General features: G+C 68.1%; 11 protein-coding genes. 5 read left to right on the top strand and 6 right to left on the bottom strand.

Annotated elements, in window-relative coordinates; translation table 11 throughout:
* The first annotated feature begins 51 nt into the window (after window positions 1-51).
* Complete coding sequence (locus tag PTQ19_RS14275) at window positions 52-987, top strand: serine hydrolase (protein ID WP_179409761.1); 936 nt, start codon at window positions 52-54, stop codon at window positions 985-987.
* Between the two features lie 81 nt (window positions 988-1068).
* Here the strand turns inward: PTQ19_RS14275 and PTQ19_RS14270 are convergent, their stop codons facing one another.
* From PTQ19_RS14270 to PTQ19_RS14260, 3 genes are all read right to left on the bottom strand, one after another.
* The gene (locus PTQ19_RS14270) at window positions 1069-2538 is read right to left on the bottom strand and encodes a peptide MFS transporter (RefSeq protein WP_179409762.1); all 1470 of its coding nucleotides are present in this window, start codon (window positions 2536-2538) and stop codon (window positions 1069-1071) included.
* 96 nt (window positions 2539-2634) lie between these two features.
* The gene (locus PTQ19_RS14265; RefSeq protein ID WP_206822471.1) at window positions 2635-4077 is read right to left on the bottom strand and encodes an MFS transporter; all 1443 of its coding nucleotides are present in this window, start codon (window positions 4075-4077) and stop codon (window positions 2635-2637) included.
* Window positions 4078-4316: 239 nt separating this feature from the next.
* Window positions 4317-5120, bottom strand: coding sequence for a TspO/MBR family protein (locus PTQ19_RS14260; protein ID WP_179409764.1), 804 nt, complete (start codon window positions 5118-5120; stop codon window positions 4317-4319).
* A gap of 45 nt (window positions 5121-5165) precedes the next feature.
* Here PTQ19_RS14260 and PTQ19_RS14255 point away from each other — a divergent pair, with 45 nt between their 5' ends.
* A complete protein-coding gene (locus tag PTQ19_RS14255; RefSeq protein WP_274367812.1) occupies window positions 5166-6485 on the top strand; it encodes an alpha-hydroxy-acid oxidizing protein in 1320 nt (439 codons plus the stop codon).
* A gap of 140 nt (window positions 6486-6625) precedes the next feature.
* Here PTQ19_RS14255 and PTQ19_RS14250 read toward each other — a convergent pair whose 3' ends face one another.
* Together PTQ19_RS14250 and PTQ19_RS14245 are read right to left on the bottom strand one after the other, a co-directional pair.
* Window positions 6626-7612, bottom strand: coding sequence for an SRPBCC family protein (locus PTQ19_RS14250; RefSeq protein WP_274367811.1), 987 nt, complete (start codon window positions 7610-7612; stop codon window positions 6626-6628).
* On the bottom strand, window positions 7609-7854 hold the full coding sequence (locus PTQ19_RS14245; RefSeq protein WP_206822468.1) for a hypothetical protein: 246 nt from the start codon (window positions 7852-7854) through the stop codon (window positions 7609-7611). Before PTQ19_RS14245 ends, PTQ19_RS14250 begins: the two co-directional genes overlap by 4 nt.
* Window positions 7855-7948: 94 nt before the next feature.
* Here PTQ19_RS14245 and PTQ19_RS14240 point away from each other — a divergent pair, with 94 nt between their 5' ends.
* From PTQ19_RS14240 to PTQ19_RS14230, 3 genes are all read left to right on the top strand, one after another.
* The gene (locus tag PTQ19_RS14240; protein WP_206821517.1) at window positions 7949-8638 is read left to right on the top strand and encodes a GNAT family N-acetyltransferase; all 690 of its coding nucleotides are present in this window, start codon (window positions 7949-7951) and stop codon (window positions 8636-8638) included.
* Window positions 8639-8761: 123 nt separating this feature from the next.
* Entirely contained in the window at window positions 8762-10147 is a 1386-nt protein-coding gene (locus tag PTQ19_RS14235) for a glycine--tRNA ligase (RefSeq protein WP_179409768.1), read from the top strand.
* A 360-nt stretch (window positions 10148-10507) separates the two neighbouring features.
* Entirely contained in the window at window positions 10508-11173 is a 666-nt protein-coding gene (locus tag PTQ19_RS14230) for a hypothetical protein (protein ID WP_274367810.1), read from the top strand.
* 135 nt (window positions 11174-11308) lie between these two features.
* Here PTQ19_RS14230 and PTQ19_RS14225 read toward each other — a convergent pair whose 3' ends face one another.
* On the bottom strand, window positions 11309-14314 hold the full coding sequence (locus tag PTQ19_RS14225) for an alpha-mannosidase (RefSeq protein WP_274367809.1): 3006 nt from the start codon (window positions 14312-14314) through the stop codon (window positions 11309-11311).
* Window positions 14315-14320: the final 6 nt, after the last annotated feature.

The following is a 14320-nucleotide window of genomic DNA, read 5'->3' as shown; positions in this document are numbered from 1 at the left end:
GGACGGCGGTTCCACAGGCCGTGACCTCCCCCATCCCCCGTTAGGAACTGCGTGTCCCCGCACTCCTCTTCTGTTCCCGAGCCCGTCGAAGGCGCCCGCGCGTCGTTGCGCCGTGCGCGGCACCGTGGGCGTCGCGCGCCCCGTCGCGCCGCGGTCGGTCGTCGTTCGTTCGGGTCGAGTCTGCGCGCACTGCAGGAGCTCGCTCAGTCCGGCGCCCAGGTGTCAGTGCACGTCGCCGACCTCGACACCGGCGACGTTGTGCTCTCTGGAGACGACCACGTCGCGCTGCCCATCGCCGGGCTCGGCGTCGTGCCCGTGCTGGTCGAGACGGCGGCAGGTCTGGAGACCGGCCGGATCGAGCCGTTGCAGATCATCGACCGTGTCCGTGCGCAGTTCGTCGCGGGCTCCGGCCTGTGGCGCAGTCTGCGTGCACCGGCGTTGCCGATGGTCGACCTCGCGGTGCTCGCGGCGGCCGCCGGCGATCCGAACGCGGCCAACGCGCTACTCGACGTCGTCGGTCATGACCAGGTGCGTGCCCGTATGGTGAGCCTCGGCATGCCGCGTAGCGCCGTTCTCGACAGATTCCGCGACAAGCGCGGCCCCGACGACGCCCCGCACGTCGCGGTCGGAACGACGCGTGAGTTCGCCGGGCTCATGGCCGCCCTGGTGAACTCCAAGGTCGTCAACGCCGCGGTCAGTGCACAGGTCTCGGAATGGCTGAGCTTGAACCACGACCTGAGCCTGGTCGCTTCGGCGACGGGGCTCGACCCGTTCGCCCATGATCAGGACGCCCACGGGCTGCTGTTCATCAACAAGACCGGACGTGACCGCGGCGTGCGCGCTGAGGCCGGTGTGCTGGGTGGTCCGCGCGCCGGTGTCGCCTATGCGCTCACGGTCTGCTTCGATGACCTCTCGATCAGCCACCGCCTGCGGGCGCATGAGGCCTTCCGCATTCTCGGCACCGACCTCATGGAGTACGCGCACTGATCAGAGGGCGCGTCCTCTGACGAAGGGGCCCGGCGGTGCTGAACGCACCACCGGGCCCCTTTCATCGTCGAGTGTGTGTGCTCAGCGCACTCCGCGCATGAGCGTCAGCACCGGCTTCGCCGCGAGCAGCAGCCCCGCCCCGACCACGATGGCGATGCCGCCGAGGATCGAGAAGTACGGTGCCTCATTGGCTGGGTCGTAGAACTGCACCAGCCAGCCCGAGATGGCCGATCCCAGCGCGATCGAGAGGAAGAACAGCGCCACCATCTGCGTCTGGTAACGGGCCGGCGCCAGCTTGGTCGCCGCCGACAGCCCGATGGGCGAGATCAGCAACTCGGCGACGGTGAAGATGAACAGGATGCCGACGATCGCCAGCAGCGGCGTCGAGCCGGGGCCACCGTTCGCGAAGGGCAGGAACAGCAGGAACGCCCCGCCCATGATGGCGGTGCCGAGCGCGAACTTGACCGGAGTCGACGGCTGCCGTGTGCCCAGGCGCGACCAGAGGGCCGCGAAGACGCCCGAGAGCAGGATGATGAAGACCGGGTTGATCGACTGCACCCACGGGATGGGCATCTCCCAGCCGAAGATCTCACGGTCGAGGCGCTTGTCGGAGTACACCGTGAGTACGGTGAACTGCTGCAGATACAGCGACCAGAACGCCACGCTCGTGATGAACAGCGGCAGAAAGGCCCACACGCGCGAGCGCTCCTGCGAGGTGACGTGACGGCTCGAGAGGATCACGGCGAAGTACGCCACCGTGGCGACCAGCGCGCCGAGGATCACGATGTCCGACAGGTTGTCGGCGCGGATCACGCCGATCAGCACCAGCACGGCGAGCACGGCGATCGAGGCGATCGCGATGATGCCCACCAGCGGGTAGCGGTTGCGCGGCAGGGGGTTGTGCACGACGTGGGCGCTCGCAGGCAGTTCCTTGCGCCCGAAGGAGTACTGGATCAGACCCAGGGTCATGCCCACCGCGGCGAGGCCGAAGCCCCAGTGGAAGCCGGCGGTCGACTGCAGCAGGCCCGTCAGGATCGGACCCAGGAACGCGCCCAGATTGATGCCCAGGTAGAACAGCGAGAACCCGGCATCTCGGCGGGTGTCCTCGGGGGAGTAGAGGGTGCCGACCACCGAGGTGGCGTTGGCCTTCAGCCCGCCCGAGCCGAGCGCGATCAGCACCAGGCCGACGCCGACGCCGATCAGACCCGGCAGCAGAGCCAGCGACAGGTGGCCGGCGACGATCACGATCGCGCTGACGAACAGCACCCGCTCCGAGCCGAACATGCGGTCGGCGAGCCAGGCGCCGAGGATCGTCGACAGGTACACCGATCCGCCGTAGGCACCGAGGATGCCACCGGCGATCGCCTCGGGAACGCCGAGGCCGCCGTCGGCGACCGAGAAGTACAGGTAGATCAGCAGGATGCCCTGCATGCCGTAGAAGCTGAAACGCTCCCACATCTCGACGCCGAACAGGTGCACGAGCGCGCGCGGTTGGCCGAAGAAGCGGGTGTCGCGCGAGGCCGGTTCGGCCTCAGTCGGCGAAGAAGTCATGGGTTCCAGCGTACGCGCGCCGACCCCGGGCATCCGAACCGGGCATCCGAACCGGGCATCCGATACCGACGCGGGCGCGTCCGCCGCGCGGCGGAATCAGCCCGGCAGCGCGGGGTGCTGCTCGGAGTGCGGATGCCGCGGAATGACGAACGTCAGCGCGAAGGCGATGATGCCCGCGGCGATCGCCAACCAGAAGCAGACCTCGAAGGCTTCGCGGGTGGGCACGGCCATGCCGTTGACGTCGATGCTCATGGCGGCGAGGACGCCGCCCATCACTGCGGATGCCGTCGACGTGCCCACCGAGCGGAACAAAGCGTTCAGCCCGTTCGATGCCCCGGTCTCGTGGGCGGGAACGGCGCGCATGATGATCATCGGCATGGCGGCGAATGAGAAGCCGATGCCGACGCCGATGAGGAGGTTGGCGATCAGCAGGTGCCACACCTCGGTGGACCACAGCAACACGAACACGTAGGCGAGCACGATCGCCGCGGTACCCACGGTGAACAGGGGGCGGGGGCCGACCGTGCGCTCGAGGAAGCCCGACAGCGGCGAGATGATCATCATCACCACGCCCGAGGTGGCCACGACCAGGGCGGCCGAGAACATATCGAGTCCCAGGCCCGAGCCGGTCGCGACGGGCAGTTCGAGCAGCTGCGGGAACGTCACGTTCGACGAGAACAGCGCGAAGCCCATGCAGATGGCGGCGATGTTGGTGAACAGCACCGCGGGCCTGGCGGCCACGCGCAAGTCGAGCAGCGGCTCTCGGGTGCGCAGTTGGTACCAGCCCCAGATCAACAGCACGAGGATGCCGCCGACCAGGCTGATCAGTGATGCCGGAGCCGTCCAGCCCCACTCGGCGCCGCGCGACACGTAGAGCAGCAGCCCCGTCAGGCCGATGGCGAGGCCGATCGCTCCGACGATGTCGAGGCGTCCCGGTGACAGCAGCACGTCATCGGGCACGATCAGCATCACCAGGATCGCGCTGATCACTCCGAGGGCTGCGGCGAGCCAGAACAGCGAGTGCCAGTCGGCGTTCTGCGCCAGGTAGGCGGCGACGGGCATGCCGACGGCGCCGCCGACGCCCATGGTCGCGCTCATCAGTGCCACCGAGGTGCCGAGGCGTTCGGGCGGCAGGACGTCACGCATGATGGCGATGCCGAGGGGAACGACCCCGGTGGTGGCGCCCTGCAGGCCGCGGCCGATGATGACGCCGATGATCGAGTTCGACAGGGCGGCGATCACCGATCCGAAGATCAGCAGGATCAGTAGCGCGATGACCACGCGGCGCTTGCCGTACATGTCGCCCAGGCGCCCCGAGATCGGGGTGGCGACCGCGGCGACGAGCAGGGTGATGGTGACGACCCACGAGGTGTCCTCGCGGGAGGCATTCAGGATGCGAGGGAGCTCGGCCTGCAACGGCACGACGAGCGTGAACATGAATGCCGAGCACAGGCCGACGAAGGCGAGCACGGCGACGATCGCGCCACGGGGAGGAACGCGTGACAGGCGTTTTCTCGCTCTGTCGTCCGCATCATCCATTCGCACAGGCTATCGCCACTGGAGCACGCCTGGCCGCGTCGTGTACAGCCACGAGTGCACGCAACTCCGGAGAATCGGATGCCACAGCCGGCAGAACCGCCGATCTCGGCCGTTTCAGCCGGGGTTCTCCGGAGTTATGAACGCAATCCACCTCGCTGCTGGCTGATCATCATCGACTCGGGCGGGGTCTCGGGGCGCGGACCCCTCGGGGCGCGGATCCTTCGGGGCTCGCCGGCAGCTCAGCTCGGGGCGTCCGCTGCGCGGCGCCGCTGACGCCGGAGGCTGCCGGCCACGGCGGCCACCAAAATGCCACCGGCCACGATGATCGCGGTGATCCCGATCGCGTCGCTGTGCGGCTGATCGGTGATGCGCCCCACCGCCAGCCAAGCCAGGCCCCACGAGGTTGCCAGGGCCGGGGCGATCCTGCCGGTGACGAACCCGCTGAGCGCGGCGATCACGAGAACGACGACCAGCACCGCGATGCCCCACGCATCGGCAGACTGCGCCCACTGGCCGGGGACGCTCTGCGTGAGCCAGGCGGCCGTGTTGGCAACGGTGGCGATCGTCACCCACCCGAAGTGCAGACCCATCACACCATCGAGCAGCAGGCGGTCCACCCATCCGCGTGCGGGTGGCGTGTCGAGGCGCACGATGATCACGGCGAGCACCGCCAGCAGGGTTGCGATCACCAGCACGGTCAGCGGCAGTGTGAGGAACTGGGCGGTGACCAGCCAGAGGCCGTTGAGCAGCATCGACAGGGCCACCCACCAGCCGGTGCGCATCTGCCGGGGGTCTTCGCGCTGGGAGGGCAGCGCCTGCCACACCGTGTACCCGATGAGGCCCACGTAGATGACCGACCAGATCGCGAAGGCCGGTCCTGCCGGAGCAAGATATGACCCCTGCGCGGAAAGAGCGCCGTCCTGCAGATCCTGCACCGGAGTGCCCCCGAGCGCACCGCCGCCAATGGTCGCACCAATGAGCATGAAGACCGCCGCAGCGATGACGGTCGACTGCCGGAGTACTGCTGTGCCCGCGCTCGTCATGGCACGACCCTACTGGGGTGCGGCCCGTGAGGATAGGGTGACCGCATGAGCAACGTGGCTCCGAACGATCCGGCGGCGGCGCGGGGGATCTCACGCCGCACGCAGTCCGATATCTACCGTGCGGGCATCAGCGGTGAACGACCGGCCGTGCCGATCGATGCGACCGCGCTCCAGTCCGCCGCACAGGCGGCGCTCACGCCCGAAGCGTATGCGTACGTGGCCGGGGGCGCCGGCGCGGAGGCGACCGTGGCCGCGAACCGCGCCGCCTTCGGCCGCTGGCAGGTGTGGCCGCGTCCGTTGCGCGATGTGAGCAGTCGTGACCTGTCGGTGGAGTTCCTCGGGCGCACCCGACCCACACCCCTGCTGCTTGCGCCTTTGGGGGTCATGGAACTCGCGCACCCCGAGGCCGATCTCGCCGTGGCGCGGGCGGCAGCATCCGCGGGTGTGCCGTACACCGTCTCGAACCAGGCGTCGTTCCCGCTCGAGCGGATCGCGCAGTCCGCACCGGGCGCTCCGCGACTGTTCCAGCTGTACTGGTCGGCCTCCGATGAGCTCAACGCGTCACTGCTCGCCCGCGCCGAGGCGTCGGGATGCGAGGCGATCGTCGTCACGCTCGACACGCACCTGCTTGGGTGGCGCACACGCGACCTCGATCTGGCCTACCTGCCGTTCACGAGGGGGATGGGTATCGCCCAGTACACCTCAGACCCGGTGTTCCAGAAGTTGGTGCAGCAACGGGCATCCGCTTCCTCCGGTGACAGTTCGGCCGTGCGGGTGACGCCCAAGACGATCGCCGCCGGGGTGTCGATCGCGCGCAGGGGCGCCGCGCTCACCGGCAGCCGCAGCTTGCGCGACAACCTGCGCTCGCCGCTGCCGCGCGCTGCCGTCGAGACGTTCCTCGACGTGTTCTCGACCCCGACGCTCACGTGGGACGACCTCGCCAAAGCGCGTGAATGGACGTCGCTGCCGATCATCTTGAAGGGCATCGTGCATCCGGACGATGCCGAGAGGGCGGCGGATGCCGGAGCCGACGGCGTCTGGATCTCGAACCACGGCGGTCGGCAGATCGACCGCTCGGTGCCTACGCTCGACGTGCTGCCCGAGATCAGCGAGCGCATCGGCGGGCGGATGCCGGTGATCTTCGACTCCGGGGTGAGGGGCGGTGCGGACGCCGCGATCGCCCTCGCGCTCGGTGCCGACCTGGTCGCCCTCGGACGCCCGTATGCGTACGGGCTCGGCATCGCCGGCGAGCGGGGCGTGCAAGAGGTGATCCGCAACGTGCTCGCCGAACTCGACATCACCCTGGGCCTTGCCGGGCTGACCTCAGTGGCCGACCTCGATCGCGACGCGTTGCGCGCAGTGTGAGCGCGCGACGGTCGGAACTTCGGCGCCGTTGACGGTTCGCAACTCCGGAGATCCGTGCGTTCGGACGGCCGATCTGGCACCTGACGCCCTGCACGGCGAGGTCTCTCCGGAGTTGCGTGCAACGGCGTGCGAGTCTGCCGTCAACGGAACTCGCGGCTGACGGCTCCGCCGATCTGGAAGAGCATTATCCACATGACGAACTTCTGTACGGGGCGCAGCGCGATACCGACGACGCGCCGCCAGCCCGGCCTGCGAGACCAGGAGAGGGTGATGGTGACCTGCGTTCCGCCGGTCGTGGCGGAGAGGTCGAAAGTCGTGGTGACCGGGCTCGCGTTCGCCGCATCGGGATAGGCGAAGCGCCAGACGGCGCGCTCGGGCCGCTGAGCGGTGACGAGTTCGATGGTTCGTCGTCTGAAGTCCGGCCGGACCTTCGTGGGGCGCCCGTCGGGGCGGTGTTCCGGGGCGCGCCCCTCCCAGACGGAGTCGACTCGTGCCTCGTGATCAGTAGTGTCCACCTCGCCGATGCTCGGCTCCCAGGAGGGCACGCGCGCCGGGTCGGACACGAAGCGCCACACCTCATCGACAGGGGCAGGCACGAAGGTCTCGGATGCCATCGTTGCGCGGCCCTTCTTCTTTGGACGGGGTGAGGGCGTGCGACGGGCCGCATCGATGCGGTCGAGATGCGAGGTCACTTCTGCGGGGGTCGTCCCGAGCCTCTGCAGGATGCCACTGATCAAGCCGCTTGGCTCTGCGACGAGTTCCCGTAGAACAGCTGCGGCATCCCCGGATCGTCCTTTGCCGCTGGAACGGGCGAGCAGGTCGGTGGCCCGCTTGCTCCACGTGTACCCACCGGTCTCGTGAAACACGATGGGCCCCGCAGCGGGGAGTTGCGTCTCGATGCCGAGGGTGGCCAACTGCATCTCATGCTGCTCTTGAACGGCACGGCGTGCGGTCTCGATGTCGATGCCCAGCTCGCGCAGTGCCTGCCCCGCGTTCTGATCGGTGATGACCAGCGCGAGCAGGAGGTGTTCGAGGTCGGCTTCACGGCGCCCGGTTCGTGAGGCCTCCTCCATGGCGGAGAGTGAGAGCGATTGGCTTGTCTGCGCGACGCGGACGAACTTGTTCATGCGTTTCTCCTGGGGGTGGGGATTGTGGGGTCGACCCGCTTGGCGTGCTTCTTGTGTGCGGCCTGGCGGGTGACGCCGAGGGCGTCGGCGATCTCCTGCCAGGTCATGCCCGACCGCAGTGCCGCTTCGACCTGGCGCAGCTCCAGGGTGTCGGCCAGTGCGCGCAGAGACGCGACGGCACGAAGGCCCCGCTTCGGATCAGCGGTGTCTGCGGCTACGGCTGCGAGCTGCGTGGATTCCATGGTGTCAACCTAGGTTGCTACAGACTGCGGTGTCAACCTGGGTTGCTCACCACGCCGGTTTCGGCATCGGGGCATCGAGGGGCAGACTGGGGGCGTGCGCACCATCCGAGATCTCGACACTGTTGAACTGATCATTGAAGCCCAGGGGCTGCTGGATTCGATCCGCGGGCCCGAGCGGGTGATCGACGCGGGCACACTGCGTGCTCTGCAGCAGTCCGGAAACTACGTGGTCGGCCTGTTCGACGGCGACGACGGTGATGAGCGCATGGTCGGCGCATCGGTGGCGTTCTTCGGTGTGCCGGGCCGGCGCACGATGCACTCGCACATCACCGCACTGCTTCCCGATTACCGCGGCCGCGGCTGGGGGCGTGAGCTCAAGGAGCACCAGCGCCAGTGGGCGTTCTCGCGCGAGGTCGGGCGCATCACGTGGACCTTCGATCCGCTCGTGGCGCGCAACGCCCACTTCTTCCTCACCGTGCTCGGCGCCCGCGTCACCGACTACGCCGTCAACCAGTACGGCATCTTCGGCGGCGGCGATGCCGGTGACGAGAGCGACAGGTTCGACGTCGAGTGGGCGCTCGCCGATATCGCGAAGCCTCCGGCATCCGATGCCGTCGTCGCCACGCTTGAGATCCCCGCCGACGTCGAGGCGATGCGGGAGTCCGACCCCGCCGCGGCGCACGAGTGGCGGTTGCGCCTGCGCGGCGAGGTCGAGCAGCTGCTCGGGCGCGGACTGCGCGTGGCCGGGTTCGAGACTGGCCGGGGCTACCTCTTCAGCGAGTAGGCGCCGACCTCTGACCCTCGGAGGGCATCCGAGGGCGGACCACCGTGCGAGGGGCTCGCCGGTAGGATGAGGATGCCCGCTTCTCGGGCGAATTCCCCGCAGCATCCGACCATTGGAGCCACCGTGGCCGAACAGTCCCGTCTTGACAAGGTCATCGCCCTCGCCCGCCACCGCGGGTTCGTGTTCCAAGCGGGTGAGATCTACGGCGGTTCCCGCTCGGCATGGGACTACGGTCCCCTCGGCACCGAGCTGAAGGAGAACATCCGCCGGCAGTGGTGGCAGACCTTCGTGCGCGGCCGTGGCGACATGGTCGGCCTCGACTCGTCGATCATCCTGCCCAAGCGCGTGTGGGAGGCCTCCGGCCACGTCGCGACCTTCACCGACCCGCTGGTCGAGTGCCTCCAGTGCCACAAGCGTCACCGTGAGGACCACCTCATCGAGGCGTTCGAGGCGAAGAAGGGGCGTCAGCCCGAGAACGGCATGGCCGACATCGTCTGCCCCGATTGCGGGACCCGTGGTCGCTGGACCGAGCCGAAGTCGTTCTCCGGCCTGATCAAGACGTACCTGGGCGTCGTCGACGACGAGTCTGGCCTGCACTTCATGCGCCCCGAGACCGCGCAGGGCATCTTCGTGAATTTCTCGAACGTGCTCACCGCCTCGCGCAAGAAGCCGCCGTTCGGCATCGGCCAGGTCGGCAAGGCGTTCCGCAACGAGATCACGCCCGGAAACTTCATCTTCCGTACCCGCGAGTTCGAGCAGATGGAGATCGAGTACTTCGTTCCTCCGGCCGAGGCGCAGGAGTGGTTCGAGCACTGGGTCAAGGCCTGCTGGGACTGGTTCATCGACCTGGGTGTCGACCCCGAGAACATGCGTCAGTTCGACGTTCCCGAAGAGGAGCGCGCGCACTACTCGGCGGGCACGATCGACTTCGAGTACCGCTTCGGCTTCCCTGGCAAGGAGTGGGGCGAGCTGATGGGTGTCGCCAACCGCACCGACTACGACCTCTCCAGCCACTCCGAGGCATCGGGCCAGAGCCTGACGTACTTCGACCAGGCCTCTGGCGAGCGGTACACGCCCTACGTGATCGAGCCCTCGTTCGGTCTGACCCGCTCGATGATGGCCTTCCTGGTCGACGCGTACGAAGAAGAAGAGGTGCCCAACGCCAAGGGCGGCACCGACACGCGCACCGTGCTCAAGCTCGACCCGCGCCTGGCGCCCATCAAGGTCGCCGTGCTGCCTCTGTCGCGCAACGAGCGCCTGTCGCCGCTGGCACGTGAGGTCGCCGACACCCTGCGCGGCACCTGGAACATCGACTTCGACGACGCCGGCGCCATCGGCCGCCGCTACCGCCGCCAGGACGAGGTCGGTACGCCGTTCTGCGTCACCGTCGACTTCGACTCGCTCGACGACCGCGCCGTCACCGTGCGCGACCGCGACACCATGGGCCAGGAGCGCGTGCCGCTCGACGCCCTCGAGCAGTACCTGGCCGAGCGCCTGCGCGGAGCCTGACAGGCCTGGCTCCTACGACGAAGCCCCTGCGGATCCTTTGGATCGGCAGGGGCTTCGTCGTGCGCGCGTGCGCTCAGTAGTCTTCGCCCTCGGCCTGCGAGGGGTGCTTGTCGAACCAGAGCGGTCGACCGATGAACAGGTGTGCATCGGTGTCGAAGAGTTCGTTGGTCTCGTTGCGGTTCACGATGGGCTCCTTTGCGCGAGTGGTCCATATCAGGATCGCTCATAGAATCGTGCTCTTGTGCAGGGGATGGCGCGAAAGAACATGCGAAGTTTCGTCAAGGGCAAGTCGAGGGGTGGGTGCGGCAGATCTGTGGATAACCTGCGTCGACGCGCACGCGGCGACGTAGCCTCGTCGCCATGCATACGACAACCGAAATGACTGCGGATGCCACGGTCGCGACCGCCCGCGCGAAGACTCTGCTCATCGGTGGCGGACTGCTACTGCTCGGCGGCGTCCTCGAAGTCATCGGGCCGTTCGGATGGGGTGAACTCCTCGCTACGTCTGTTCTGGTCCCCCGACTGCTGGTGCTCGCGTCGGCCGTGGTCTTCTCGGTCGGGGTCGGCGCGGGAGCCGCACTCGCAGGCACTCGGCCATTGAGTCGGATCGCACTGATCCTGCTCGGTTTCTCGAGCTTCGTGTCGCTCATGGCCCCAGACGTGTTCATGCTCGTCGTGTTCTTCGGCTACCTGGTGCCGCCTGTGATCCTTCAGCCGACGGTCATCATCACCGTCGCCGCCAGCGCGCTCCTCCCGGTCGCATTCGCGGTGATCGCGGGCGTGAGCATCGGTCGCGCCCGCGTTATGCCGAACCCGTGGGCATGGGTGCCGCTCCCTCTTCTGGTGCTGGGCGTCGCTGCTGGCACACTTCAGGCGCTCATCTACAGCCGGCTCACGCCGCTCACAGATCCGCACGCCGGCACGCGACTCGAACTCGTGCACACCGTCATCCCGCTCATCCTCGGTGGCCTTGCCGTGGCCGTCGGGCTCGTTCTGGCCCGGCGCCGTGCCGTCAGCTCTCGGTGATGCCCAGTCTTCCGGCATCCGCCACTGTCTGAGAACAGGCCCGTTCGCCGCAACAGGACGAATTCTCAGGAATCGGCCTGTTCTCGGTGAACGGCCTGTTCTCGGTGACAGGCGGGGTCGCGAAGCGCGCCGTCGTCAGCGCACGATGCGCATCGTGCGCACCTCGAACGGACGCAGCGCGAGCTCGCCGCCGACACGCGCGTCGTCGAGGTCATCCTCGATCAGCGAGACCTCGCGGATGCCCGAGTGCGCGAACCCGACCGACAGGATGCCGCGGGCACGGCGCCCGAGCGACTCGTACACCCGCACGATGACGTCGCCCGAGCGGTCATCGGCCAGCTTCACCGACGACACGACGATGCCCTCGCCTGACACCGCCACGAGGGGTTCGACCTCGTGCGCCCCGCGCATCAGTGTCGGCATTGCGTTGAGGCGGATGCCCTCGGCGGTCGCGATGGCGGCATCCGCTCCGATCACGAACCCGACCTCGATCTGGTGCGCGCCGTGGTCGGTCTCGGGATCGGGAAAGCGCGGCGCCCGCAGCAGCGACAACCGGATCGTCGTGGTGACATCGTCACCGTCGACGTCGCGCGAGGTGTCGTAGCCGTAGATCGAGTCGTTCACGAGCGCGGCGCCGAACCCGTCGTCCTCCTGTGCGAGTACGAACCGGTGCATCGAGGTCTCGAACTTCGCCGCCTCCCAGCTGGTGTTCACATGGGTGACGCGGCGCTGAAAGCCGAACTGCGTCTCGGCGAGGGTCTCTCGGGCGAACAGGTCGAGGGGGAAGGCGAGTTTGAGCAGCTTCTCGGTTTCGTGCCAGTCGATGTCGTTCAGCAGCAGAACGGTGCGTGAGCCAGGCCGCAGAAGGATGGTCTGCTCGATCGTGGACTGCGAGAACTCGCGCCGCACGATGACCGAGGCAACACCGTTCAGCACCGACGTGTCGATCGACGAGACCGCGGTGAGGTCCTCGACGCGGTTGCGGTAGTACCGGTCGATGTCCCATGCGTCCCACATGTTCGGGAAGTCCTGGTGCAGCTGGAACAGGTTCGCAGGCGACCCTGCGGGGATCGTCTCGCGGCCCGTGGCCTTGTCAATCGCCGAGACGATCAGACCGTCGTGCGAGACGGTGACCGTGACGAGATCGTTGGCGAGCACGAAGCCGTCGGCCTGTTCGGTCAGCGTGGCGGGCGCATGACCGGAGTCCGTCTCTGAGACGGCGGTCGCGCCGAGCGGGCGGTCATCGGATGCCCCTCGCACCGACGACGGGGTGAATCGCAGCAGCCGATCGCCGTGGCCGGCCAGGGCGCGGCGCGCCGCGGCAGACAGATCTTCGGCATCCGAGATCACATCTCCCAGCGCCTCGACGGCCTCGCGGTGCACCCACGCGATCGACGTGCCGGGCAGGATGTCATGGAACTCGTGCAGCAGCACGACCTGCCACAGGCGGTCGAACGCGTCGTAGTCGTACGCGGTGCCGCGCTGCACGGCGGCGGTCGCCGCCCACAGCTCCGCCTCGATCAGCGCCTGCTCGGCCCAGCGGTGCAGCGCCTTGGTGGCGTGCTGGCTGGTGAGCGTGCCGCGGTGCAGCTCGAGGTAGAGCTCGCCGACCCAGACGGCCGGGTCGGTCAGCTCTGCGCGCGCCTCAGCGAAGAACGCGTCCGGATGCTTCCACTCGACCTTCGCCGAGCCCTCCAGATCGGCCAGACGGGCGGCCTTCCCCGTCATCTCGCGGGTCGTTCCGCCGCCGCCGTCACCCCAACCGACCGGGGCGATCGACATCGACGCGACCCGGTTCTCTTTGAACTGGCGGGACGCCTTGGCCACCTCGGAGCCGCTCAGCTGCGCGTTGTAGGTGTCCATCGGTGGGAAATGCGTGAACATGCGCGACCCGTCGATGCCCTCCCACAGGAACGAGTGGTGCGGAAAGACGTTGCGCTGGTTCCACGAGATCTTCTGCGTGAAGAACCACTCGAACCCGGCCCGACGCATCAACTGCGGCAGTGCGGGGGAGTATCCGAAGCTGTCGGGCAACCACACCCCCTTCGAGCGGATGCCGAACTCGCGCTCGAAGAACCGCTGACCGTACGCGAACTGGCGCACCAGCGACTCACCGGTCGGCATCACCGTGTCGGACTCGACCCACATGCCGCCCAGCGGCACGAACCGGCCCTCAGCCACGGCCTCACGCACCCGCTCCCACACCTCGGGGCGATGCTGCTTGATCCACGCGTACTGCTGCGCGCTCGACATCCCGTACCGGAAGTCGGGATCATCCTCCAGCAGTGCCGTCATCGACGAGGTGGTGCGGGCGACCTTGCGGATCGTCTCGCGCACTGGCCACAGCCAGGCCGAATCGATATGCGCGTGCCCGATGGCGGCGATGCGGTGCGCACTCGCCTCGGCAGGAGATGCCAACACCCCGGCCAGGTGCGCGCGGGCATCCGACGCCGTTTCGACGATGCGCTGCAGATCCAACGCATCGAGCGCGTCGTCAAGCGCCTGCAACACGCGCATGCGCCGCGGAGACGTCTCGGGCAACTCACCCTGCAACTCCAGCAGCACCTCGAGGTCGAGCGAGAGCTCGAACACCTCGGGCTCGAACACGGCGAGGTCCATGTGCCGCACGCGGTACAGCGGCTCGGGTGACGAGGTGAGGACGTCGCCCTCCTGCGTCGGCAGGAACGGGTGGTAGTCGAGCAGCACCGGGTTTGAGGCACCCTCCAGGTAGAACTCGACCGACCCGCCCGCCTCAGCATCCACCGGCAACCACTGGTTGCGCGGATTGAGGCTCTTGATCGGCGTTGCGTCTGGGCGGTAGGCGAGGGCCTCGCACTGGAACCCGGTCATGTTCACGTCGAATCCGAGGTCGATCAGGGCCTCGACCTTCTTGCCCGCCCACTGCGCTGGCACCTCGCCGCGTACCCGGAACCACGTCGTGCCCCACGCCGGCCCCCACAAGCCGCCCGCGGCGAACGGCTCGTAGTCCAGTGCGAGGCCCTCCGCCGGAGCGATCGGCTCACCGGGCAGGGAATGAGCAGCGATCTGCAGCGGGACACGAGTCGAGTGGATCGCCGGGCGCACGCGCTCTGCGAGCACCCGCGTCACCCGCCCGACCGTGAGCGAGGTCTCTTCGTGCATCGCGTC

The organism is Microbacterium esteraromaticum (genome assembly GCF_028747645.1).
GTDB classification, from domain to species: domain Bacteria; phylum Actinomycetota; class Actinomycetes; order Actinomycetales; family Microbacteriaceae; genus Microbacterium; species Microbacterium esteraromaticum_C.
The sequence above is the reverse complement of the archived record's forward strand: the minus strand, read 5'-3'. Positions and strand labels throughout refer to the sequence as shown.

Bases quoted from the DNA above. Each gene is read 5' to 3' on its own strand.
- PTQ19_RS14270 (WP_179409762.1), bottom strand. From the start codon at position 2,538: ATGACTTCTTCGCCGACTGAGGCCGAACCGGCCTCGCGCGACACCCGC.
- PTQ19_RS14265 (WP_206822471.1), bottom strand. From the start codon at position 4,077: ATGGATGATGCGGACGACAGAGCGAGAAAACGCCTGTCACGCGTTCCT.
- PTQ19_RS14260 (WP_179409764.1), bottom strand. From the start codon at position 5,120: ATGACGAGCGCGGGCACAGCAGTACTCCGGCAGTCGACCGTCATCGCT.
- PTQ19_RS14255 (WP_274367812.1), top strand. From the start codon at position 5,166: ATGAGCAACGTGGCTCCGAACGATCCGGCGGCGGCGCGGGGGATCTCA.
- PTQ19_RS14250 (WP_274367811.1), bottom strand. From the start codon at position 7,612: ATGAACAAGTTCGTCCGCGTCGCGCAGACAAGCCAATCGCTCTCACTC.
- PTQ19_RS14245 (WP_206822468.1), bottom strand. From the start codon at position 7,854: ATGGAATCCACGCAGCTCGCAGCCGTAGCCGCAGACACCGCTGATCCG.
- PTQ19_RS14230 (WP_274367810.1), top strand. From the start codon at position 10,508: ATGCATACGACAACCGAAATGACTGCGGATGCCACGGTCGCGACCGCC.
- PTQ19_RS14225 (WP_274367809.1), bottom strand. From the start codon at position 14,314: ATGCACGAAGAGACCTCGCTCACGGTCGGGCGGGTGACGCGGGTGCTC.